The sequence below is a fragment of the Micromonospora rubida genome, assembly GCF_009908295.1.
In the GTDB taxonomy this organism is placed as follows: domain Bacteria; phylum Actinomycetota; class Actinomycetes; order Mycobacteriales; family Micromonosporaceae; genus Micromonospora; species Micromonospora rubida.
In genome coordinates this window covers 334,527-357,066 of sequence record NZ_JAAALO010000005.1, presented here as the reverse complement: position 1 = coordinate 357,066, position 22,540 = coordinate 334,527, and the positions used below count along the sequence as shown (strand labels likewise).

The following is a 22,540-nucleotide window of genomic DNA, read 5'->3' as shown; positions in this document are numbered from 1 at the left end:
GCCGCTGATGGCGATGTCGGTGACCTGTCCGCCTCCGGCGATGGTGAGCCATTCGGCGTAGATGCCGTCCTTGGCGTAGAAGTTGCCGCCCTGTTGCCAGCCGATCCAGTTGCCGCTGAGGACGACCTTGGTGGCTCCGCCGGAGTTGATGGCCTGCCAGGGCGCGTAGGCGCCGTCCTTGGCGTAGAGGACGCCGGCGGAGTTGACGAATGCGAATCGGTTGCCGCTGATGGCGATGTCGGTGACCTGTCCGCCTCCGGCGATGGTGAGCCATTCGGCGTAGATGCCGTCCTTGGCGTAGAAGTTGCCGCCCTGTTGCCAGCCGATCCAGTTGCCGCTGAGGACGACCTTGGTGGCTCCGCCGGAGTTGATGGCCTGCCAGGGCGCGTACGCGCCGTCCTTGGCGTGCAGCACGCCGCCCGAGTTCACGAACGCGAACCGATCGGGGACCGCGTCGGTCGGCGTCAGGTCCTCGAACGCCAGGTTGATGGGAGCGCCCTTGGCGACCGTGCCGCCGCAGGAGTAGGCCGGGGTGATGTTGTGCACCGCGCCGTTGCGCCGGATCTCGAAGTGCAGGTGGGGGCCGGTGGAGTTGCCGGTGCTGCCGACGTACCCGAGCACCTGCCCCTGCCCGACCCGCTGCCCGACGGCGACCGCGGGCTGCTGCACCATGTGCAGGTATCTGGTCTGGTAGCCGCTGGCGTGGGCGACCGTCACCATGTTGCCCCCGCCGGAGGACCAGCCGGCGAAGGTGACGGTGCCGGTGTAGGCGGCACCGATCGCCATCCCGCTGTTTCCCGCGATGTCCACCCCGTAGTGATCGCTGTCGGTGCCGCCGCACCTGTTCGAAAGCACTCCGGTGACCCGCCCGCCCACCGGCTGGATCATCGCTCCGGTCTGAGCTGACGCCGGCTGGGCCGGCACGAGCGCAAGCCCGCACAGGACGGCCGCGGCGGCCACGAGTGCGCGCAGCCGCCTCCCCGCTGTCTCTCCAGTCACGCTCTGCCCTTCTCGCGATCTTCTCGACATCGATACAACGCTGCGCGCAAATATAGACGAGCCCTTCTGGGTCCCGGCCGCCGCTCGGCGTCGTGCCGGCGCGAACCTGGGCCGGGCCGGTGCACCGACCCGACGATCGTGGGTACCGTGCCAGGCTGACCACGATGACAGGAGTGCGGTGGACCAGAAACCACGCCGGACACGGGACCTCGGCATCACCGTCGGTGCCTTGCCGACCGGCCCCCTCAACGCCATCACCGACGTGGCCGACGTCCTGGTCGGTCACGTCACCATCGATGACGGCGCAGACCTGCACACCGGCGTCACCGCCGTCGTACCGCGCCGGCTCAGCGCCGGGCACCCGGCGCTTCCGGCCGCCGTGTACGTCGGGAACGGGTACGGGAAGCTCGTCGGCTCGACGCAGGTGGACGAACTCGGCGTCCTGGAGTCACCGATCGTGCTGACCGCGACCCTGTCGGTCTTCCGCGCCGCAGACGCCGTGCTCACCCACCTGATGGACCGGCACCCGGCCGGAGTGTCGTTCAACCCGCTGGTCGGGGAGACCAACGATGCCCACCTGTCCGACATCCGCCGTCGCCCGGTGACCGAGGAGCACGTGCTCGATGCCATCGAGTGCGCCTCGGCCGGGCTGCCGGTGGAGGGGTGCGTCGGCGCGGGCACCGGCACGACCGCCCTGGGTTTCAAGGCCGGCATCGGCACCTCGTCGCGACGGGTCAGCGTCGACGGCTCCGTCCATACCGTCGGCGCCCTCGTCCAGTCGAACTTCAGCGGCATCCTCACCGTGCTGGGAGTCCCGATGCCGGCTGCCGAACTGGCGCCGCAGCACGACCGGGAGGAGCCGCCCGGCAACTCGTGCATGATCATCGTGGCTACCGACGCGCCGGTGGACGCCCGCCAGCTCGGCCGGCTCGCCCGCCGGGCCGTGTTCGCCATGTCCCGGGTGGGCGCGGCGTACGCCAACGGCAGCGGCGACTACGCGATCGCCTTCACCACCGCACCGCAACCGCGGCAGCCGCTACCGGACGGGATGATCGATCCGCTCTTCGCCGCCGTCATGGACTCGGTCGAGGAGGCACTGCTCAACTCGTTGTTCATGGCCACGACCACCACCGGCGTGCGGGGCAGGGTGCAGCACGCCGTCCCGCACCACGAGGTGCTCCAGCGGCTCGTCAGCGCCGGCCGGCTGCCCGCCGACGCGGGCCAGCTGTTCTGATTCGCCGGGCAGAGGTCCGGCCCCGGTGCCGTCGAATATTAGGTCAGGCTAACCTGTCCTTTGATCGCTGGGAGGGCGCAGCTCGTGTACACATTTTCCTTCGTTCTCGCAGGGGCCTGACGCCCATGGCCGGCGACGAGATCAGCGGTCGGGTGGTGCTGCGCCGCGCCCTGCGCCGCCAGCGCGGCCGGGTGGCGGCCGGCATCACGCTGCTCTGCGTCCACCAGGCCACCGAGGCCCTCGTGCCGGTCGCCATCGGCGTGATCATCGACCGTGCGGTCGCCACCGGGGACGTGCCCGCGCTGCTGCTCTCGCTCGCCGGTCTTGCCGCCCTCTTCACCGTTCTCGCCTTCGCCTACCGAACCGGCGCCCGCCAGGCGTACGCCGCCGTGGAGCAGGAGGCACACAACGTGCGGGTCGAGATCGCCGGGAGCGCCCTCGACCCGCGCGGACGCCGCTCGGGCATGCGCGACGGCGAGCTGCTGTCCGTCACCGCCTCCGACGCCGAGCTGTCCGCGCTCGTCGTACGGGTCGCGGGGTTCTGCGCCGCCGCGCTCACCGCGCTCGTGGTCGCGGCCGTCGCGTTGCTCGTCGTCGACGTTCCGCTCGGGCTCGGGGTGCTCATCGGGGTGCCGCTGCTGGTCGTCGCCCTGCAACGGATGGCGCCGCTGCTCACCCGGCGCAGCGCAGCTCAGCAGGAGGCCCTCGCCGCCACCACCGCGCTCGCCGTGGACCTTGTCTCCGGCCTACGCGTGCTGCGCGGCATCGGCGCCCAGGAACACGCCGCACGCCGGTACGCGGGTTCCAGCGGTCACGCCCTCAAGGTCACCCTGCGCGCCGCCACCACCAAGGGCCTGCACCTGGGGCTCACCACCACTGTCAACGGCCTCTTCCTCGCGGCGGTCGCCGGCGTCGCGGGCTGGCTCGCGCTGGAGGGCCGGCTCACCATCGGCGAGCTCGTCGCCGTCGTCGGGCTGGCCCAGTTCATCGCCGAGCCCGTGCAGACGCTCGGGTACGGCGTGCAGGTGTTCGCCATGGCCCGAGCCTCCGCGGGGCGGGTCGCCCGGGTCCTCGGTGCCCCGCCGCTCACCCGGCCGGGAACCGCCGGGCCGCCCGCCCCGGACCCGTCGCGCCTCGCCCTCGACACGGTCGGGTACGCCGGACTCGACGGAGTGTGTCTGCGGGTCGGCGCCGGTGAGGTCCTGGGCGTGCTCGCCTACGATCCGGGCGAGGCCGAGGCGCTGGTCGCGCTGCTGTCCGGCCGGGTGCCCCGAGAGGACTATCGGGGAACGGTGTACGTCGACGGCGTGCCCGCCGAAGAGCTGCACATCGACGCCCTGCGCAGCACGGTGCTGGTCGAGCAGCATGACGTGGCGTTGTTCGAGGGCACGCTGCGCGACAATCTCACCGCAGGCGCAGGCCCCGACGAGGCGGTCCTGCACGCCGCGGTGCGGGCTGCGGCGGCCGAGGACGTGCTCGCCGCGCACCCGCACGGGGTCGATCGCCTGCTCACCGAGCGGGGGGCGAACCTGTCCGGCGGGCAGCGGCAGCGGATCGGGCTGGCCAGGGCGCTCGTCGCCGACCCGCCGGTACTTGTGCTGCACAATCCCACCACGGCGGTCGACGCGGTGACCGAGCTGCTGGTCGCCGAGGGGTTGGCCTCGGCTCGCGGGGCGGAAGCCCGCGGCACCGTGCTGATCACCAACAGTCCGGCTCTGCTGCGGATCGCGCACCGGGTGGCCGTGATCGACCGTGGGCGGGTCATCGCCGAGGGCTCGCACGAGCAACTGCTCGCCGGCGACGCCCGCTACCGGGAGGAGGTCCTGCGGTGACCGACGAGTCGACCACTATCGGCGTCGAGTCCAGGCAACTGCTGCCGACGGCCACCGCCCGGCAGACCTGGGCCGCCCTCCGGGCCGAGTTCGCCCGGCTGCCCGGGCTCAGCGTCACCGCCGCCACGTTGCTGGTCGCCGCAGCCGCGACCGGGCTCGTCGCCCCCTGGGTGCTCGGTCGGCTCGTCGACGACGTCATCGCCGGGTCCGACACGCCACGGATCGTGGCCTGGGCGGGCGTGATCGCGGGCGCGGCGGTGCTCGCCGGGCTCCTCACCGCGGCCGGGGCCGCGGTCGCCGCGCGCCTTGGCGAGACCGTGCTGGCGCGGCTGCGGGAGCGGGTCATCGACCGTGCCCTGCACCTGCCGTCGGCCACGCTGGAGCGGGCCGGGACCGGGGACCTGGTGGCCCGCGCCGGCGACGACGTGGCCGTGGCGACGAATGTGATCAGCACCAGCGGACCCGCCTTCCTCGGCGCGCTGCTGTCCATCGTGCTGACCGCGGCGGGGCTCTTCGCCCTCGACTGGCGGCTCGGCCTCGCCGGCCTGGCCGCCGCCCCGGCCTACGCGTTGGCGCTGCGCTGGTACCTGAAGCGGTCGGTTCCGTACTACGCGCGCGAGCGGGTGGCGACCGGCGAGCGGGCCCAGGCGATGGCCGGGGCGCTTCGTGGCTCGGCGACCGTGCGCGCCTACCGGATGGAAGACGCCCACGTCGCTCGGATCGCCGATCGCTCCGCCGTCGCCCGCGACCTGTCGTTGGAGATCTTCAACTTCCACACGCGTCTTGGGCTGCGGATGAACCGGTCGGAGTTCGTGGGGCTCGCCGCCGTGCTGCTCGCCGGCTTCCTGCTGGTCCGCGACGACCTGGTCACCGTCGGGGCGGCCACCACCGCCGCGCTCTACTTCCACCGCCTCTTCAACCCCATCGGCCTGCTGCTGCTCCAGTCGGACTCCGTGCTCCAGGCCGGGGCGAGCCTCGCCCGGCTCGTCGGCGTCACCTCACTGCCCGGCCCCGCTTCCCCCGACGCCCCCGCTTCCTCCGACAGTCCCGACGCCCCCGCTTTCCACGACAGTCCCGACGGTCCCGCTTCCTCCGACGCCCCCGGGCCCGCTCGTCGAGGACGGTCCGCGACGGTGGGGCCGGGCATGCCCGAGCCTGCGGCGCTGGAGGTGGTCATCGCCCGGCACTGCTACGACGACGGACCCGTGGTGCTGCGGGACATCACCCTCCGTCTCGCACCCGGCGAACGCGTCGCTCTCGTCGGAGCGAGCGGAGCGGGCAAGAGCACGCTTGCCGGCATCGCCGCCGGAATCATCGCGCCCACTCGTGGCTCGGTGTGCCTGCGCGGCGTGCCGCTGGCGCAACTGGGCGAGCACCGGGTCCGTCGCGAGATCGCCCTGATCAGCCAGGAGGTGCACATCTTCGCCGGGACGCTCGGCGACGACCTGCGCCTCGCCGACCCGGACGCCACCGACGCCGAGATCACCGCTGCCCTCGATCTCGTCGGTGCCACCGCCCTGCTCCGTACCCTGCCCGACGGCCTTGCCACGAGCGTGGGGGAGGGCGGCCGGCACCTCACCGCCGCCCAGGCCCAGCAGCTTGCCCTGGCCCGCCTCGTCCTCGCCGACCCCGCCGTCGCGGTCCTCGACGAGGCCACCGCGGAGGCTGGCAGCGCGGGCGCGCGCGACCTCGACCGCGCCGCCACGGCGGCCACCGAGGGCCGCACCACGCTGATCGTCGCCCACCGGCTCAGCCAGGCGGCCACCGCTGACCGCATCGTCGTCCTGGAGCACGGGCGCATCACCGAGCACGGCACGCACGGCCAGTTGCTGGAGGCGGGGGGCGGGTACAGCCGCCTGTGGCGTTCCTGGAGCATGCCCGGCCCCGTGGTCCCGAAAGGACGCGAGAGCGAGGAGTACGCCCAGGTTTCGGCGCCGCGCGAGAACTGACCGTGGTTCCGGGTGCGCCCGCCCGGCCTACCGCCTGGCCTCCACCACGACCAGCCCGTTCTGGTACGCCGCCGCCACGGCCTGGGCGCGGTCGCGCAGTCGTAGCTTGGTCAGCACCCGGCCGATGTGTGCCTTCACCGTGCCCTCCCGGATGAACAGCCGCTCGGCGATCTCCCGGTTGGTGAAGCCGTGCGCGACCATGATCAGCACCTCCCGCTCGCGGCCGGTGAGCTGGCTGAGCTCCTGCGGGGTGCGCGCTCCCGGTTCGGCTCGGGACGCGAACTCGCGCATCAGCATGCGGGTCACTGCGGGGTCGAGCCAGCCGTCGCCGGCGGCGACAGCCCGGATCGCCTGCACCAGCTCGCCGCGCGCGGTGCTCTTGAGCAGCAGGCCGGTGGCTCCGGCGCGCAACGCGCCGTACAGCACCGCGTCGAGGCAGTGACCGGTCAGGACCAGCACGCTGACGCCCATGTCGGTCAGCTCCCGGGTGGCATCGAGCCCGTCGACGATCAGCCCGTCGACGATCGCGACTTCGGGTGACCATTCGCGCGCGGCGACCACGGCCCCGACTCCGGTGGCCGCCTCCGCCACCACCTCGATGTCCGACTCCACAGTCAGCAGCATTGCGAGGCCGGCGCGCATCAGCGGCTGTTCGTCGGCGACGACCACGCTGATCCGCTGACTCGGCCCGTTCTCGCTCCGCGTCACGACCGGTCCTTCCAATGCGATCACCATTGAGTTGTTGCGGTCAACGTATCGGCAGGTGCACGGCCTGTGACCTGGCCAGTCGGGGACCGGACGGTAGCCACCTCAGGCCCGGCACGCGGCTACGGACTGCACTGACGGGCAATGCCCGCGAGTGCCCCCGGGGCGGCGCGGCCTGACCGGCTGCGCCCCAGGTGCACCCGGCGGATGTGACCCGTGGCCAGATGTGACGGGCCTGTTGTTTCTCCGACAATTCTTGCCAGCGCTTAGCCCGTGAGCGCGTGACGAGTGGAGAAGGAGCTTTCCATGAAGATGCCGCTCTTGTTGGCGTCTGCCGCGGTTCTGGTCCCGGGGGTTTTCGTGGCCAGCACCGCGTCCGCCGCGGTCCCGCAGGACGAAGGGTCCGCCCCGACCGCACGGGTGGCCGCCGCTGCCGGCCAGACCTCGGGCAAGTCGAAGCTGCCCACCGCCACCGACACCGTCGACTTCCTGGCCATGGCCGGCGGCTACACCCACTACTGGGGTGCCCGCAACAACTGCTGGAACCTCAACCTCAACGGCCTGCCGGTCACCCCGAGGTACCCCGTCACGGTCTCGGCCACCGAGGTCGACGGCGCGGGCAACGAGTTCATCGGCCCGGCCGAGATCACCGTGCACAACGTCGCGGTGTGGAACGGCGGCGTCTCCGCCCGGGTGTGTGTCAACTGGGGTTCGCCGATCTACGTCAACGTGCACTACGTGTGGGGCTAGGCCGCCGTCTCGCGGGACCCCGGACCCCGCTCCGGGCGCGGGGTGACCTGACCGGGCAGGTGGGCGGGTGCCGGCAGCGTGCTGCCGGCACCGTCTCCCCGCAGGCGGTGGCGGAACCACCGGCGGGCACTGCCCGGTCCGGGCCCCGGCCGGGCCGGCGGGCCGGGCGGCGACGGCGGTCGGCGCGGAGGTGCCGGCGACGCGTTGCACTCGGCGGGCCAGGTGCACGTCGCCCTCCCTCAAGGCCGCTGGCGGTCGGGTCCTTGACCACGTGGCTACAGCCTGCCGGCCGCCTGCCCTGTCCGGTGGATTCCCGGACAGGGCCAGGACGTCAGACGGTCGGCACCACCATCGGAGTGCCGGTCACCGGGTTCGCCATCACGATGCTCGGCAGGCCGAAGACCTCCTGCATGAGGGCCGCGTCCACCACGTCGGCCGGCGCTCCCTGCGCGACGACCCGGCCGCCCTTCATCGCCACGATGTGGTCGGCGAAACGGCAGGCCTGGTTGATGTCGTGCAGGACCGCCACGATCGTCCTGCCCTCGTCGCGCAGCCGCGCGAAGAGCGCCAGCAGGTCGTACTGGTGGGTGATGTCGAGGAACGTGGTGGGCTCGTCGAGCAGCAGGTACGGGGTCTCCTGCGCCAGCACCATCGCGATCCAGACCCGTTGCCGTTGCCCCCCGGACAACTCCTCGACGGGCCGTTCGGCCAGGTCCGTGACGCCGGCCACCGCCATGGCCGACCGGACGGCCTCCTCGTCGGCGGCCGACCCGGCGGCGAGCAGGGACTGGTGTGGGTAACGGCCCCGGGCGACGAGCCGCCGGACGACGATGTTCTCCGGGGCGATCAGGCCCTGGGGCAGGAACCCCACCTGTCGCGCGAACATCTTCGGGCGGTGGCCGGAAACGTCCCGGCCGTCGAGGCGGACCGTTCCCGACGACGGCGTGAGCAGTCGGACGAACGCCTTGAGCAACGTCGACTTCCCACACGCGTTCGGCCCCACGATGGCCGTGAACGCGCCGTCCGGCACGGCCAGGCTCACCCGCGTCGACACCATCCGCTCCCCGTAGCCGAGCGTGACGTCCTCCGCGGTCAGGCGGCTACCCACTGCGTTTCACCTCCATGCCGAGCAACCAGATGAGATAGCAGCCGCCGATCGCCGTCGTGACCACGCCGACCGGCAGCGCGACCGGCGCCAACAGCAGCTGGGCGACGAGGTCGGCGGCCAGGAGCAGCACCGCGCCGGTCAGCGCCGCCGGGACCAGGGGCACGCCGGCGGCCCGGGCGAGCCGCCGGCCGATCTGGGGCGCGGCGAGGGCGATGAACACGACCGGCCCGGCGACCGCGGTCACGGTGGCGGTGCAGCCCACGCCGGCAAGGACCATCAGCAGCCGGAGCCGGCCCAGGCGCACGCCGGTGGTGCGGGCGACCTCGTCGCCCAGTGCCGCCTGGTGCATCTCGTTCGAGAGCACGACGAGCAGCAGCACGAGCAGGGCGACGATGGCGAACGGCAGCCGGGCCTCGGCCCAGTCGATGCCGTTGAGCGAACCGGCGTTCCATCCGGTCGCGGCGAGCGCCACATCGATCTCGGCCCGCAGCACGATCCAGGAGTTCAGGGCGGTCAGCATCGCGTTGACGGCGATTCCGATGACGACCAGCCGGAGGCCGCTGAGCCCGGAGTTCAGCGACAGCAGGTAGATCACCGCCGCGGCCAGCAGCCCACCCGTCACCGAGCCCGCCGCGAGCTGCCCGGCGGTGCCGTTCAGCATCGTGATCGCCACCAGGGCGCCGGTGTAGGCGCCCGCGTCGAGGCCGATGACGTCGGGGCTGCCCAGCGCGTTGCGGGTCAGGTTCTGGAAGATCGCTCCGGCGAGACCCAGGGAGGCGCCGAAGACCAGCGCCGCCGTCACCCGGGGCAACCGCCACTCCCTGATCACGAAGCCCGACTCGTCGCCGGAGAACAGGGCGGTGAACACCTCCGTCGGGCTGGCCCAGGCCTGCCCGTAGCAGAGGGCGACCAGGGCGAGGACCGCCGCGACCGCGACGAGCCCCGACGACACGGCGGCCGTACGTCGTTCGACCTGGACCACGACCGGCCCCGCCCGCAGCGTCATCGCGCTCACAGCGCCCCCGCACCGTAGCGACGGACGGCCCAGATCAGCACCGGGCCGCCCAGGAACGCCGTGACGATCGACACCGGGACCTCGCCCGTGGGCAGCAGGACCCGCGAGCCGATGTCGGCGACGAGCAGCAGGATCGGCCCGAGCAGCATCGAGTACGCCATGATCCACGGAATCGAGTCGACGGCCAGCCGCCGGGCCAGGTGCGGCACCATGAGGCCGACGAACGCGATCGGCCCCGCGACGGCGGTGGCGACGCCGGTGAGCACGGTGACGAGCACCAGGACGGTGACCCGGATCCGCGTCACGTGGGCGCCGAGCGCGTGGGCGACGTCCTCGCCGAGGGCCAGGGCGTTCAGCGGCCCGGTCGCGGCCATCGCGGCGACCAGGGCGGCCACGGTCACCAGCACGGGCACGACCAGCGGCGTCTGCTCGGTGCCGGCCAGCGCCCCCACGGACCAGAACCGGTACCGGTCGAAGACGTCGGGGAAGGTCAGCCGCAGGCCGAGCGAGACGCCCATCAGGACCCAGCTCAGGGCGACGCCGGCCAGGACCAGCCGCAGGGGCGAGACCCGCCCGACGGCGTAGACCAGGACCGCGGCGAGGGCGGCACCAGCCACCGCGAGCCCGAGCTGCCCGGCCTGCGACCCGGCGATGCCCGCCAGGACACCCAGGTTGACCGCGAAGCCGGCCCCGGCGGTCACGCCGAGGATGCCGGGCTCGGCCAGCGGGTTGCGGGTCAGCGTCTGGATCAGCACGCCGGCCGCGCCGAGGGCGGCGCCGACGCAGACGCCGAGGATCGTGCGGGGCAGCCGGATGTCGCGTACGACGAGGTGGTCGGTGGTGCCGGCGAAGTCGGTGAGGGCCCGCCAGACCTCGCCCACCGCGACGGGGCGGGCACCCACCGCCATGCTCGCGCCCGCCGCGACGACGAGCAGCGCGGCGGACACGAGCAGGAGTGGTACCCGGCGGGACAGGTCAGTCTTCAAGCCCGGCGATCCCACGTTTCCAGTAACCGGTGATCAGCGAGTCGCCGTGGTCCCAGGCGCGCAGCGGCCTGATGTCGGTCGCCTCGCCGGCCGCGAAGAGGAACGTCCGCCCGGCCGGCAGGCGCAGCGACCGCACGGTCTCCGCGAGTGTCGAGTGGTCGCCGTCGCGCACCAGCCAGGTCACCGCCACCCCGTCGCGCCGCGCCAGCGGGTAGCCCCGTTCGGCGTCGTCGTCGACCTCGACCACGACCTGGGCCGACACGTCGGCCGGGGCCTCCTCCAGCCACCGGCCGACCGCCGGCAGGGCGGTGCCGTCGACCGCGAAGACGTAGTGGTCGTGGTGGTGGGGGAATGCCTTCGCCCCGGGTGGGCCGGCGATCGTCACCTCTTCGCCGACTTCCGCCGAGGCGGCCCAGGTCGAGGCGACGCCGCCGTCGTGCAGCACGAAGTCCAGGTCGAGCTCGTGGGCGGCGGCGTCGTACCGACGGATGGTGTACTTGCGGGAGGTGGGCAGTGGCCGCGGCCAGTCGAGCATGTCCTGCGCGTTCGGGACGGGGTCTCGACGGGTGCCGTCCGGATCGGGAAAGACGATCTTGACGTGGTCGTCGGCCTGGTAGGTGTGGAACCCGGCGAGGGCCGGGCCGCCGAGGGTCAGCCGCAGCATGCGCGGGGTCAGCTGCTGCCGGGCGACGACCCGGACGCGCCGCACCCCGATCGGGTAGCCGATCCGGGCCGTACCGCTGCCGGAGCGGTGGTGGGCGGCGACTCGCGCCGCAGGGTCGTGCCGGTCGACGGTCATCGGTTGAGCAGCGGCGCGAATGCCGTGTCGATGGAGTCGAGGGTCTTGAGGGCCGACTCGTACGTCGCCGCCTCCGTGTACCGCAGCGGGAACACCCGGCCGGCCTTGACCGCGGGCAGGTTCTTCCACAGCGCGGAGTCGAGCACCTGCTTCACGGACTCGGCGGGGGTGCCGTCGGGCTGGACCGTGTACGTGATGGCGTCGGCCTCGCCGAGGCTCTCCGGCAGTTCCTCGAGCGCCGGGTACTCGCTGACGTCGCGCCCGCCGCCGGCCTTCTCCTTGACCTCGCCGTAGTAGGTCACGCCCGCGTCCTGGGCGATGTTCGTGCCCCACGCCTTGGCGAACTCGCGCTGGAACGTGCCCTTGGAGGTGTCGCCGTAGGAGCCCACGTGCCCGAACTTCAGGCCGGCGAGCGCGGTGCCGTACTTGGCCTTCAGCTCTCCGGCCTTCTTCTCGTACGCGTCCTTGGCCGTCTCGAAGTGCTCGGTGCGTCCGGCGGCGTCGGCCTGGCGGCGGGACAGCTCGCGCCAGGCGTCCGGAACCGTCGGGCCGATCGCCACGACGGGCGCGATGCTCTCGAGCCGCTTCAGGTCGATGTCGCCGAGGACGGGCTTCGGCACGCCGATCACGATGAGGTCCGGCTTGGCGGCGGCGATGGCCTCGTAGTTGGTCTCGGCGGCCGACTCTCCCGCGACCTTGGGCAGCCGGTCGTAGGCGGCGCGATCCTGCTCGGTCATCATCGCCAGGCCGCGCTTCCAGGTCGAGATCCCCACCAGGGCGGCGTCCGCCTCGATGAGGGCCGGCACCGCATAGCCGGTGGCGACCACGCGCTCGGGGGCGGCGGGAATCTTGATCTCGCCGTTGTCGGCGGAGAAGACGCGGGTTCCGGAGCCGCCGTCGGACTTGGGGGCGGGTTCGGAGCCGGATCCGCAACCGGTCATGACGGCGAGTGCCAGGGCTGCGGCGACGGCCGGACGCCAGTGCTGTCGTACGGACATCTACTGTTCCTTCGAGGGACTACAGGGGTGGCAACCCCGCTGGGCTGCGAAGCTTAGGCTACCCTTACTCTCCCTTTCGGGATGTCGACGAGAGGTCAACCAATGTCGAGGAGAGGTCAGAGCGTGACAGTCGCGCCCCCACTCGCGGCGGATCCCGTCAGCTGCGAGGAGTTCGGCTACGGCCTCGGCCGGCCCGACGGGATCCTCGTCCTGAAATACCGCTCGGCGGCCCGGCTGGCGTTCGGCGAGAACCGACAGGACTTCCTGCACCAGCTCTACTGGTCGCCGGACGGCGTGCTCTCCGCCCGGCACGACCGGAGCACCACCTTCATCGGCCCGGGGGAGGCCTTCTGGGTCCAGCGGGCGGTGACCCACGAGGTGCACGCGGCGGACCGGCAGACCGTCTACCGGGTCTGCCTGCGCGAGGTGCCCGCCGCCCTCGACGGCCTCCGGGCCGGCGCCGCCCGCATCGACGTCGAGGCGGCGGAACTCGTCCTGGCGATCGCCGACCGGGAGTACGACGAGCGCGGCGCGCCCGAGGCCCGCAGACGGATCATGGCCGGGCTGGACCCCCGTTCCCGCCCGGCCGACGACGGGCAGGCCGGTGGCTCGGGCGTCGCGGTGACGGTCGCCATGGCGCTGGCGAACGACCCCGGCGACCCCACCCGCCTCGACGAGTGGGCCGAGCGGCTGCACGTCAGCGTCAAGACGCTGCAACGCGACTTCGCCCGCGAGTTCGGCATGTCGTACTCGCAGTGGCGGACCGGGCTGCGGCTGCGCGCGTCACTGACGCTGCTGCGCACCCGACCGGTCGGCGAGGTCGCCCGGCGCATCGGATACGCCAGCCCGTCCGCCTTCATCTCCGCCTTCGTCCGGGAGTACGGCTGCACGCCGGGCCGCGCCGCGGCGATGATCCACGCCGGAGACGACGACGCCGCGTCCATTCTGTTGTCCCGTGCCCGCCGATAGGCGCGGGAAACCCCAGCCCGTCGCGGCCCCGTCGTCCCCGGCCGGGAGCCGTCAGCTTGTGGTGGGGAAGCTCAGGCTGACCGCCGAGGGGGATCCGCTCGGCCACCGGGTCGTGACGACCTTCCCCCGGGTGTAGAAGCTGACGCCCTCGGGGCCGTGCACGTGCGTGTCACCGAACAGGGAGTTCTTCCAGCCGCCGAACGAGTGGTAGGCCATCGGCACCGGAACGGGCACGTTGACGCCCACCATGCCGACGGTCACCGCCCGGGTGAACCGGCGTGCCGCCGCCCCGCTTCCGGTGAACAGCGCGACGCCGTTGCCGTACTCGCTCGCGTTGACGATGCGCACGGCATCGTCGAAGCTGTCGGCGCGTACGACGACCAGCACGGGCCCGAACACCTCGTCGCGGTAGACCTCCGCGTCGGTGCTGACCGCGTCGAACAGGGTCGGGCCGACGAAGAACCCGTCGCGGGTGGGTGCCTCCCGCCCGTCGACGACCAGGGGGACGCCTGCCTCGGCGGCCCGGGTGACGTACCCGGTGATCCTGTCGCGGGCCTCGGCGGTGATGACCGGTCCCATCTCGCTGCTCTCCGCGTCCCCGGGCCCGACGCGTACCCGGCGTGCCTGCTCGGTGAGCAGGGGCACGAGCTCGTCGGCGGCGGAGCCGACCGCGACCACGGCGGAGATCGCCATGCACCGTTGCCCGGCCGAGCCGTACGCCGCGGCGGTGATCTGCCGGGCGGCGTCGGCGAGATCGGCGTCGGGAAGCACGACGGCGTGGTTCTTGGCGCCACCGAGCGCCTGGACCCGTTTGCCCGAGGCGCTGGCCCGCTGGTGGACGTAGCGGGCGACCGGCGTGGAACCGACGAACGACACCGCGGCGACGTCGGGATGGTCGAGCAGCCGGTCGACGGCTTCCTTGTCCCCGTGCACCACGTTGAACACGCCGGCCGGCAGCCCGGCCTCGGCGTACAGCTCGGCGATCAGGTTCGACGGGGAGGGGTCACGCTCGCTGGGCTTGAGGACGAAGGCGTTGCCGCAGGCGATGGCGATCGGGTGCATCCACAGGGGAACCATGACGGGGAAGTTGAAGGGCGTGATACCGACGCACACGCCGAGCGACTGCCGGAACGTGTACGAGTCGACGGCGGTGGACACCTGGTCGGAGTAGCTGCCCTTGAGTAGCTGCGGGATGCCGCAGGCGAAGTCGATGACCTCCCGGCCGCGGGTCACCTCACCCCGGGCGTCGTCGAGGACCTTGCCGTGCTCGGCGGTGATCATGCGGGCCAGGTCGTCGGTGTGCCTCTCGACCAGGTCGCGGAAGGCGAAGAGCACCTTCGTCCGGGCGGTCAGCGAGGTCTCCTGCCACGAGAGCCACGCCTGCGCCGCGGCGGCGACAGCCGTGTCGACCTCTGCGGAGCTGGCCAGCGGCACCGTGGCCTGCGGCTGCCCGGTGGCGGGATTCCAGACGGAGGCGGTGCGTCCCGACAGGGGTTGGGCCGGCTTGCCGTCGATCCAGTGCTCGATGCTGCGCATGGTGTTCCTTTCCTAACGGAGGCTGACCGGGGCCCGGGCCGGCGACACCACCCGGACGGATCCGTCAGAGGCTCAGGGTGAGGCCGGCAGTGGCGAGGACGACGGGGCAGGAGCTGTGCCGGGCGGCCTCGGCCAGCAGGTCGGCGATCCGATCCCGATGCCAGGGCCGGATGTGGGTCAGCACGAGGAGTTGGGCTTCCGCCCGGCGGGCGAGCCTGCCGGCGTCGCCGGCGGTCAGGTGGTTCGGTACGGACTCGTCGTCGAACCCCGATGCCTCGGCCAGCACGACGGCGCAACCGTGGGCGAGGTCGTCGAGGGCGTCGCAGGGTGCGCTGTCGCCGGTGTAACACAGCTGGTCGTCGAGGCGGACAGCCCAGTTCTCCACCTGGTGCCGACCCACAGCGGTACGCACCCGGTACGGGCCGATGCGTTCCGGGGCGGGCCCGAAGGTGAATCGTCGATGGGCGGGAGGCCGCTGCGCCAGCCGGCTCTCGACGGCGGCCGGCCCGTACACCGGCAGTGCCCCGGCCTCACCCGCGGCGGATCGGAGGTAGGCCAGTGCGGTGAGGTCGTCGCAGTGGTCTCCGTGCGCGTGGGTGACGAAGACGGCGTCGAGCGCGGTGACGGGGGCGTACCGCTGTAGCGGCCCCACCGCTCCGGTGCCCAGGTCGAGCAGGAGCCGCCAGCCGTCCTGTTCGACCAGGTAGCAGGAGCACGCCGCGTCCGGGCCGGGCGCGGAGCCCGAACAGCCGATCACGGTGAGCCTCATTCGGCGGCCGGAGCGGTGCCGATGGCGATGGCGACGACGTCGGCGACGGCGCCTTCGAGGCAGGTGCCCGCCACCGCGGAGGCCGCGGCCAGGACCTCCGGGTGCCCGTCGCCGACCGCCACACCGAATCCGCTGGCCCACAGCAGGGGCACGTCGTTGGGGTTGTCACCGACGGCCGCGACCTCGGCCAGGTCCACCTGCTCGTGGTCGGCGAGCCAGCGCAGCGCGACGCCCTTGTCCACGCCCGCGGGGAGCAGTTCCACGTAGGTGGCCTCGGACAGCACGACGGTCACCTCGGCAGCGCCGCGGGCGACTGCGGCGATGCGGTGCGCGGCGTCGGTGTCGGCGCACAGCAACATGACCTTGCTGATGCCGTCGATGTCGTGCCAGTTCTCGATGCGTTCGACGGTGACGCGGTCGCGGGCGGCATAGGTGTCGACCCAGGCCGGCTGGTACGTGGCGAGGGCCCGCTCACCGACGAACGCGACGGCGGCGACGTCGGGCGGAAGCGCCTCGACCAGCGCGCGGACCGCCGTCCACGTCGCCTCGTCGAAGCGGTTCGCGTGCAGCACCTCCCCGGTGTGCAGGTTCGCGATGAGCGCGCCGTTGAGCAGGATCGCCGGCCCGGTGAGGCCGAGCTCGTCGTAGTAGCGCCGAGCCGAGGCGGCGCTGCGGCCGGTGGCGATGACGACCTGCCCGCCGGCGTTGCGGAACGCCTGTAGGGCCGCGCGGCTACGCGGCACCATCGCGAGGTCGCGGTCGACCAGTGTGCCGTCGAGGTCGGTGACGACCCAGCGGTACCGCAGGGCGGTACCCGGGCCCAGGCGGGTGTCGGAGCTGGTCACGTCAGGGCCACCGGCCGGTGGGTGTCCGCGAACGCCTCGAGCGCGGTCGATCCGGCCGGGTCGAGCGTGCCGACGGTGGCGAAGTAGCCGCGCTCGCGCCACGCCGCCCGGTCCGTCTCGACGTCGTTCGGGCGCAGGCCGAGGTAGTGGCCGCCAGCGGCGGTCACCAGCAGCGAGCCGGCCGCGACATCCCAGCTGCTGACACCGATACCGAGTGCCGCATCCGCCCAGCCGGTCGCGACGTGCGCCAGGCTCAGCGCGGCGCTGCCGATGCGACGCAACGTCTGGTACTCGATGATGAGGTCGGTCTGCCGGCGCACCGCCCGGTCGGGAGCGGCTCTGATCTCGCGTGCGCTCGGGTAGCTGGTCAGCAGCAGCGCCTGCTGCTCGTCGGCGGCGCCGACGCTGGCCAGCGGCCGTCCGTTGTGCCAGGCCCCGCCGAGCGTGGCGGTGTACAGGTCGTCGCGTAGCGGGTCGTAGATCGCTCCGGCGACGACCCGCCCGTCGACCACGGCACCGATCGAGGTGCAGAAGAAGGGGAGCCCGTGGGCGAAGTTCGCCGTGCCGTCGATCGGGTCGACGTGCCATTCGACGCGGCCCTCGCCGACCGCGCCGCCCTCCTCGCCGACGATGCGGCTGTCCGGCTCGGCGTTGAGCACGATGTCGCGGATCCGCGCCTCGGCCGCCTTGTCGTGCACGGTCACGGGGTCGTGCCGATCGCGCTTGTAGTCGACCTCGGGTCGGGAGCGGAACGCCCCGCGGAGCATGTCACCGACTGCGGTGGCGGCCTCGGCGGCCACCTCCGCCAGTTGGGCGGAGCGTTTCACGTCGATCGTGGTCATGAGTGCCTTTCGTCGGTGCGGGTGAGCAGCCGCAGCAGGTCGGCCGGGTCGTCGACGACCGCGTCGGGCGTCTGGGCGACGACGAACGGCCGGTCGTGGGTGGAACGGGCGGTCATCAGGACGGTCGCTCCGACCCCGGCCCGGATGCCGCAGACGACATCGCGGTCGAAGTTGTCGCCGACGTACCACGCGTCGCTCGGCGCGACCGCGAGCGCGCGGCACGCCAGGCGGATCAGCTCCGGGTTGGGTTTGCGGATGCCGAGCTCGTCGCTGTACAGCTGGAGCGCCAGGTCCTTGTCGAGGCCGGCCTGGGCGAGCCAGTCCCGGTGCACGATCCCCGACATCGCGTTGCTGACGATCGCCACCGGGATGTCGCGTTCCCGCGCGCCCCGGAGCAGATCCTCGATGCCGTTGCGGGCGACCCGCGTCGAGCGCAGCTCACCCTGGCGTCGGCACAGGAGCCACGCCTGGCTGGTCACCAACGCGCGCGCCTGATTGGGCCAGTCGGCGGCGACGAACTCCGACCAGTACATCCGCCAGGTCAGCTCGGCGGGCGCGGACAGCCGCGACATCGCGTTCTTCCACGCGGAGTCGGCGGCGGCGGCGGCCCGGACGTCGCGGACCACGTCGTCGATGGTCAGCTCGGTGCAGCCGGCCGCGCCGAGCATCGTGACGATCTCGGTGGCGAGATCGGTGATCCAGGTGTCCCGGCGTTCGGACTGCACGACGACGCCACCGAAGTCCAGCAGCAGCGCGCGGGGCCGCGACAGCCGTGCGGCGATCACCGGCCCGACCCGGAGGCGACGGCCGGCCCGGCGGCGGGACGCTGCCCGGACCGCTGTTCGCGCAGGAACTGGTCCCAGCCGGTCATCCGGCGGCCGTCGGCATCGAACACGTGCAGGTCGGAAGCGGCGGCCCAGAGGGTCACCTCGGCGCCCGGCGTCGTCTCGATCTTCCGGTAGGACTGGACGTACAGCGGCTCGCCGTGGCACCGCAGTTGCACGGTCCAGGCGGAGCCGGTGGGCAGGACCGTGTCGACCACGGCCGGCGCCCGCCAGACGCCGTCGGGAACGTCGGCGTCGGCGTACGCGATGTGGAGTGCCTCGGGCCGGACGCCGCCCGTTCCGTCGGTGGGCGGGCGGCCGACCCGGGCGGCCACGTAGTCCGCCACGGTGGCGCCGGGACCGGCCACGTCGGCCGACCCGAACGGCATGGTGTTCATCGGTGGGCTGCCGACGAACTGAGCCACGAACACGCTTGCCGGCCGCTCGTAGACCTCCATCGGCGTGCCGGTCTGCTCGACGACTCCCTCGTTCATGACGGTGACGTGGGTGGCCATCGTCATCGCCTCCAGCTGGTCGTGGGTGACCAGTACGACGGTGGCGTGCGAGCGCTGGTGGATTCGCTTGATCTCGGCGCGCATCTCGAGGCGGAGCCTCGCGTCGAGGTTCGACAGCGGCTCGTCGAGCAGCATGACCTCCGGGTCGACCGCGAGCATCCGGGCCAGTGCGACCCGCTGCTGCTGCCCGCCGGACAACTGCGAGGGGTAGCGGGCCGCGTAGTCGGCGATGTGCAGCATCTCCATGGCCTCGGCGGCGCGCTGCGCTCGTTGCGCCGTGGGTGTCTTCCGCATCATCAGCCCGAACTCGACGTTGCGGGTGACCGTCATGTGCGGCCACAGCGCGTAGCTCTGGAACACCAGCCCCATGCCCCGCTTCTCGGGCGGCACGAAGAGGCCCTGCCCCACGGAGTCCAGCAGCCGTGAGCCGACCCGGATGTCGCCCCTGGTGGGCTGCTCGAGGCCGGCGATCATCCGCAGGGTCGTGGTCTTGCCACAGCCGGACGGGCCGAGCAGGCACATGAAGCCGCCGTCGGGGATGGTCAGGTGCAGGTCACGCACCGCGTACTGGCCGGCGACGTAGCTCTTGTCGACGCCGATGAGTTCGATGTTCGGCATGTTCAGCCTCCCAGGCCCGTGGCGAGGTTGCTTCTGGTGGCCCGCTGGGCCAGGTAGGTGACGGTGAACGAGAGGGCGGCGATGATGAGTACCGCCGCGTTGGCCTGCTGCCGATACCCGAAGTCGACCAGGTTGATCGACAGGGTGGTCAACAGGGGCGTGCTCGCGGTCGTGAGCATGATGACGATCGACAGCTCTTTGAGCCCGGAGATGAACGGCAGCAACACGCCGGTGGTCAGCGCGCCCTTCTGGATGGGCAGCACGATCCGGCGCAGCCGGGTGAGCCAGCCGGCACCGGCCACCTGGGCCGCCTCCTCCGGTTCGCGGCCCAGTTGCATCATGGCGGAGATGCCGGACCGCGACGAGTACGGCAGGTGGGTGATCGCCATCACCACGACCAGCAGGAGGGTCGTGCCGTAGAGCGCCGGGATCGGGCCGCGCGGGACGGCGAACAGCGTCAGGTAGGCGGCGGCGAAGGCGATGCCCGGCACCAGGTAGGGCAGGAACGAGACCTGCCGCAGGGTGCCGGACAGCCGGCGGCTGGGCGAGCGGGCCACCACGTACCCGACCATCAGCCCGACGAGGCCGCAGACCAGGGCCGCCATGCCGACGATGCGCAGGCTGTTCCACATCGCCTCGTAGAGGTCGCCGCTGCGCAGCAGGCCGTGCGGGAAGCCGACCGCCTCCGGGATCGACTCGGCGGTCCAGAACTTCAGCGTGAAGTTGTCGGCCCGGAACACGCCTGGCGCGTAGGTCACCGTGGACAGCGCGAGGGTCACGAGCGGCACGACGACGCTGGTGACGAAGACGGCCATGGCGAGGCCGTAGGCGGGCCACCGCCAGCGACGCAGGTCGGTGGCCCGGTCCATGCTGCCCTTGCCGCCGATGGTGACGAACCGGCGCTGTTCACGAACCAGGCGCATGTCGATGAGCACGACGAGCACCCCGAGCAGGACGATGACGGCGGCGATGACGGCGGCCACGCCGGGGGCCCGGGTGTGGATGCTGCGGTACAGGCTGGTCGACAACATCGCGTAGTCGGTGGGCAGACCGAGGATGTACGGGGTGCCGAAGGTGCCCAGCACCCGGCCGAGCACGAGGAGCACGGCGGAGGAGAGCGAGGGCAGCAGCAGCGGCAGGACCACGTGACGCATCCCCTGGCTCCGGTTGGCGCCGAGCACCCGCGCGGACTCCTCCAACTGCGAGTCGATCCGCCGCAGCGCGTTGCCGAACAGCAGGAACACGAACGGGTAGTAGTGCAGGCCGAGGGTGACGATGATCGGCACGGCGCCGTACGCGAGCCAGTCGGGGGTCTGGACACCCCAGGTCTCCAGGAAGCCCGGGGTCCCGCCGGACCGGTTGTTCTTGAACAGGGTCAGCCAGGCCAGGGCGAACGTCCACGACGGCAGCATGTACGGAACGACGAGGGCGCCGGCGAGGAACTTGCGGCCCGGCACGTTGGTCCGGGTCACCAGCCACGCCATCGAACCGCCGAGCACCACGGCGAACACGACCACGCCGAGCCCGACGACCACGGTGTGTGACAGCGGCTCCCAGAACAGGCTGGCGCTGATCGGTGACCGGAACACCCGCCACAGGTAGTAACCCGTGAGCGATCCGGCCGGCGCCCCGGCCCGGCTGTCGTCGCCGAACTGCACGCGTGCCGCATCCGACACGATGGCCACCAGAGGCGCGATGACCAGGTAACCGAAGATGAGCACGAGGGCGATGCCGATGAGCGTGGTCGGCTCGGCGAGCAGGACTCGTGCCCGGTACCGTATCCGGCCCCAACGGCTGGCCGGCGTCTGCGTGGGCGGCGGCGGCGCTGGCGGTGCCGGACGGTCGATGACTGCCATCTTGAGTGTCTTGTCCCTTCAAGCAGAGCCATGGTGCCCACCGATCGTGGTGACTCGGTGAGCACCCGCCGGATCAGTTGTGCTGCACGCGCCAGAAGTCCTGGACGGTCTGGGTGTTCTGGTAGTCGTCGAGCAGGCCCTTGGGGTCCATGGCGAACAACTGGGTGCCCCAGTCGGTGAGGCCCTTCGGGTTGCCGTCGCTGGGCGGCACGGCGGTGCTGCCCGAGACGCCGCCCTCCTCCATCTCGTGCTTGATGCCCTCCTGCGTCATGACGAAGTGGACGAACAGCTTGGCGGCGTTGGGGTGCTTCGTCCCGGTGGCGATCGCGACGTACTTGGAGTAGGAGAACCCGACCCAGGGGCTCAGGCCCTCGCAGACGGCCATCTGGTAGCCCTTGCCCTCGACGTCGCGGAACTTCGCGATCGACACCAGGCCGATGCGTCCCTCGGTCTGCTGCGGCGCGGCGACGGCGGCGGCGATGTTCTCGTCCTCGCTGTTGATGATCGGCTTGTTCTTCGCCAGCTTCTTGACCCACTCCCAGCCGGCGTTCTTCTCGGTCGTCTGCAGGGCCTTGCCGGTGTGCCGCTGGTAGGCGTCGGCGAGCGGCGCGGCGCCGTGGCCGGCGGTCTGGCTGAGCCACTGCACGATGGTCGCCTTGCCCAGCGGATCCTGTAGCAGCACCTTGCCGCGCCAGCTGTCCTCGGTGAGCTCCCAGGCGTTCTTCACCGGGCAGCCGTTCGGGTAGATCTTCGGGTTGTACACCCAGACGTTGGCCTTCGACAGCACCAGCAGTGGGTTGCGGTTGGTCTCCGGGACGTCCTTGAGCAGATCCGGCGGCAACCACGTGTAGACGACCTGGCGGGGCAGCAGCTCGCCGGCCAGCAACGGGCCGTCGGAGAAGAGGGTGAGGTCGACGGCGACGTTGCCGGCCTCCTTCTCCCGGACGAGCTTTTCGGCGGTCTTCTGGGTGTCGGACTTCACCCCCTCGGCCTTGATGCCGTACTTGGCGGTGAATGCCTCGGCGACCTTCTTGATGTCGCCGGTCGAGTCGTAGACGAGGACGCTGCCCTCCTTCTTCGCGGCCGCGACGAGGGCGTCGAGGTCGAAGGAGGCGTCGACGGAGGCGGACGGGAGTGCGCCGGGCTGTTCACTCCCGCTGGACGGGGCGCAGGCGGCGGCTGCGACGAGCGCGGCGATGCCGACTGCGGCAGCGGCAAGGCGACGGGTGGGACGGATCGGGATCGTTATACGGCGGCTGTCCACGTGCGCGAACCTCCTCGGTGGCGGAGCATGCGGGTGAGAGCCAACTCGTCCGTCGGATGTGGTGAAGGCGTATCGCATCCGCGGAGTGGTCTGAGCGTAATACGGCGGCAATCTTTGTCAAGACATA

The 22,540-nt window shown here is 72.0% G+C and carries 20 protein-coding genes; 5 read left to right on the top strand and 15 right to left on the bottom strand.

What is annotated here, in order from left to right; all coding sequences use genetic code 11:
* Window positions 1–999: M23 family metallopeptidase (locus tag GVV04_RS33280; RefSeq protein ID WP_328822489.1), on the bottom strand; the 999-nt coding region annotated here is incomplete at its 3' end.
* A gap of 229 nt (window positions 1,000–1,228) precedes the next feature.
* On the opposite strand from GVV04_RS33280, the gene GVV04_RS20725 reads away from it, so the two are divergent.
* The 3 genes from GVV04_RS20725 to GVV04_RS20715 all read left to right on the top strand — a co-directional run bounded on the left by GVV04_RS20725 (window position 1,229) and on the right by GVV04_RS20715 (window position 6,014).
* The gene (locus GVV04_RS20725) at window positions 1,229–2,233 is read left to right on the top strand and encodes a P1 family peptidase (RefSeq protein ID WP_201753852.1); all 1,005 of its coding nucleotides are present in this window, start codon (window positions 1,229–1,231) and stop codon (window positions 2,231–2,233) included.
* Between the two features lie 125 nt (window positions 2,234–2,358).
* On the top strand, window positions 2,359–4,065 hold the full coding sequence (locus GVV04_RS20720) for an ABC transporter transmembrane domain-containing protein (protein WP_235966496.1): 1,707 nt from the start codon (window positions 2,359–2,361) through the stop codon (window positions 4,063–4,065).
* Complete coding sequence (locus GVV04_RS20715) at window positions 4,062–6,014, top strand: ABC transporter ATP-binding protein (RefSeq protein ID WP_328822488.1); 1,953 nt, start codon at window positions 4,062–4,064, stop codon at window positions 6,012–6,014. The genes GVV04_RS20720 and GVV04_RS20715 overlap by 4 nt, the downstream gene beginning before the upstream one ends.
* A gap of 27 nt (window positions 6,015–6,041) precedes the next feature.
* On the opposite strand, the gene GVV04_RS20710 is transcribed toward GVV04_RS20715, so the two are convergent.
* The gene (locus tag GVV04_RS20710) at window positions 6,042–6,722 is read right to left on the bottom strand and encodes a response regulator transcription factor (protein WP_328822487.1); all 681 of its coding nucleotides are present in this window, start codon (window positions 6,720–6,722) and stop codon (window positions 6,042–6,044) included.
* A 303-nt stretch (window positions 6,723–7,025) separates the two neighbouring features.
* Between GVV04_RS20710 and GVV04_RS20705 the strand changes: the two genes are divergently transcribed.
* Complete coding sequence (locus GVV04_RS20705) at window positions 7,026–7,469, top strand: hypothetical protein (RefSeq protein ID WP_161689723.1); 444 nt, start codon at window positions 7,026–7,028, stop codon at window positions 7,467–7,469.
* Window positions 7,470–7,800: 331 nt separating this feature from the next.
* On the opposite strand, the gene GVV04_RS20700 is transcribed toward GVV04_RS20705, so the two are convergent.
* From GVV04_RS20700 to GVV04_RS20680, 5 genes are read right to left on the bottom strand one after another with little or no spacing between them, the layout of a single operon-like run.
* On the bottom strand, window positions 7,801–8,577 hold the full coding sequence (locus GVV04_RS20700; RefSeq protein WP_161689722.1) for an ABC transporter ATP-binding protein: 777 nt from the start codon (window positions 8,575–8,577) through the stop codon (window positions 7,801–7,803).
* A complete protein-coding gene (locus GVV04_RS20695; RefSeq protein WP_161689957.1) occupies window positions 8,570–9,583 on the bottom strand; it encodes a FecCD family ABC transporter permease in 1,014 nt (337 codons plus the stop codon). Before GVV04_RS20695 ends, GVV04_RS20700 begins: the two co-directional genes overlap by 8 nt.
* A gap of 5 nt (window positions 9,584–9,588) precedes the next feature.
* The gene (locus tag GVV04_RS20690; protein ID WP_201753850.1) at window positions 9,589–10,578 is read right to left on the bottom strand and encodes a FecCD family ABC transporter permease; all 990 of its coding nucleotides are present in this window, start codon (window positions 10,576–10,578) and stop codon (window positions 9,589–9,591) included.
* Window positions 10,568–11,377 carry a siderophore-interacting protein gene (locus tag GVV04_RS20685; RefSeq protein WP_161689721.1) on the bottom strand — a complete coding sequence of 270 codons (810 nt, stop codon included), beginning with the start codon at window positions 11,375–11,377 and terminating at the stop codon, window positions 10,568–10,570. The genes GVV04_RS20690 and GVV04_RS20685 overlap by 11 nt, the downstream gene beginning before the upstream one ends.
* Window positions 11,374–12,375, bottom strand: a complete 1,002-nt coding sequence (locus tag GVV04_RS20680) for an ABC transporter substrate-binding protein (RefSeq protein ID WP_161689720.1) — start codon at window positions 12,373–12,375, stop codon at window positions 11,374–11,376. The genes GVV04_RS20685 and GVV04_RS20680 overlap by 4 nt, the downstream gene beginning before the upstream one ends.
* Window positions 12,376–12,498: 123 nt before the next feature.
* Between GVV04_RS20680 and GVV04_RS34445 the strand changes: the two genes are divergently transcribed.
* Entirely contained in the window at window positions 12,499–13,344 is an 846-nt protein-coding gene (locus GVV04_RS34445) for a helix-turn-helix transcriptional regulator (RefSeq protein WP_328822486.1), read from the top strand.
* A 51-nt stretch (window positions 13,345–13,395) separates the two neighbouring features.
* Here GVV04_RS34445 and GVV04_RS20670 read toward each other — a convergent pair whose 3' ends face one another.
* The 8 genes from GVV04_RS20670 to GVV04_RS20635 all read right to left on the bottom strand — a co-directional run bounded on the left by GVV04_RS20670 (window position 13,396) and on the right by GVV04_RS20635 (window position 22,413).
* On the bottom strand, window positions 13,396–14,880 hold the full coding sequence (locus GVV04_RS20670; RefSeq protein ID WP_161689718.1) for a CoA-acylating methylmalonate-semialdehyde dehydrogenase: 1,485 nt from the start codon (window positions 14,878–14,880) through the stop codon (window positions 13,396–13,398).
* Window positions 14,881–14,944: 64 nt separating this feature from the next.
* A complete protein-coding gene (locus GVV04_RS20665) occupies window positions 14,945–15,637 on the bottom strand; it encodes an MBL fold metallo-hydrolase (protein ID WP_201753849.1) in 693 nt (230 codons plus the stop codon).
* A gap of 8 nt (window positions 15,638–15,645) precedes the next feature.
* A complete protein-coding gene (locus GVV04_RS20660) occupies window positions 15,646–16,494 on the bottom strand; it encodes a Cof-type HAD-IIB family hydrolase (RefSeq protein ID WP_161689716.1) in 849 nt (282 codons plus the stop codon).
* A complete protein-coding gene (locus tag GVV04_RS20655) occupies window positions 16,491–17,336 on the bottom strand; it encodes an inositol monophosphatase family protein (protein WP_201753848.1) in 846 nt (281 codons plus the stop codon). Before GVV04_RS20655 ends, GVV04_RS20660 begins: the two co-directional genes overlap by 4 nt.
* Window positions 17,333–18,121: an HAD family hydrolase gene (locus GVV04_RS20650; protein WP_201753847.1), complete on the bottom strand. Its 789-nt coding sequence runs from the start codon at window positions 18,119–18,121 to the stop codon at window positions 17,333–17,335. The genes GVV04_RS20655 and GVV04_RS20650 overlap by 4 nt, the downstream gene beginning before the upstream one ends.
* Window positions 18,118–19,293: an ABC transporter ATP-binding protein gene (locus tag GVV04_RS20645; protein ID WP_161689715.1), complete on the bottom strand. Its 1,176-nt coding sequence runs from the start codon at window positions 19,291–19,293 to the stop codon at window positions 18,118–18,120. The genes GVV04_RS20650 and GVV04_RS20645 overlap by 4 nt, the downstream gene beginning before the upstream one ends.
* Before the next feature lie 2 nt (window positions 19,294–19,295).
* Window positions 19,296–21,149 (bottom strand): ABC transporter permease, encoded by a 1,854-nt coding sequence (locus tag GVV04_RS20640; RefSeq protein ID WP_161689714.1) that lies wholly within the window; start codon window positions 21,147–21,149, stop codon window positions 19,296–19,298.
* Between the two features lie 73 nt (window positions 21,150–21,222).
* Window positions 21,223–22,413, bottom strand: coding sequence for an ABC transporter substrate-binding protein (locus GVV04_RS20635; protein WP_161689713.1), 1,191 nt, complete (start codon window positions 22,411–22,413; stop codon window positions 21,223–21,225).
* Window positions 22,414–22,540 lie beyond the last annotated feature (127 nt).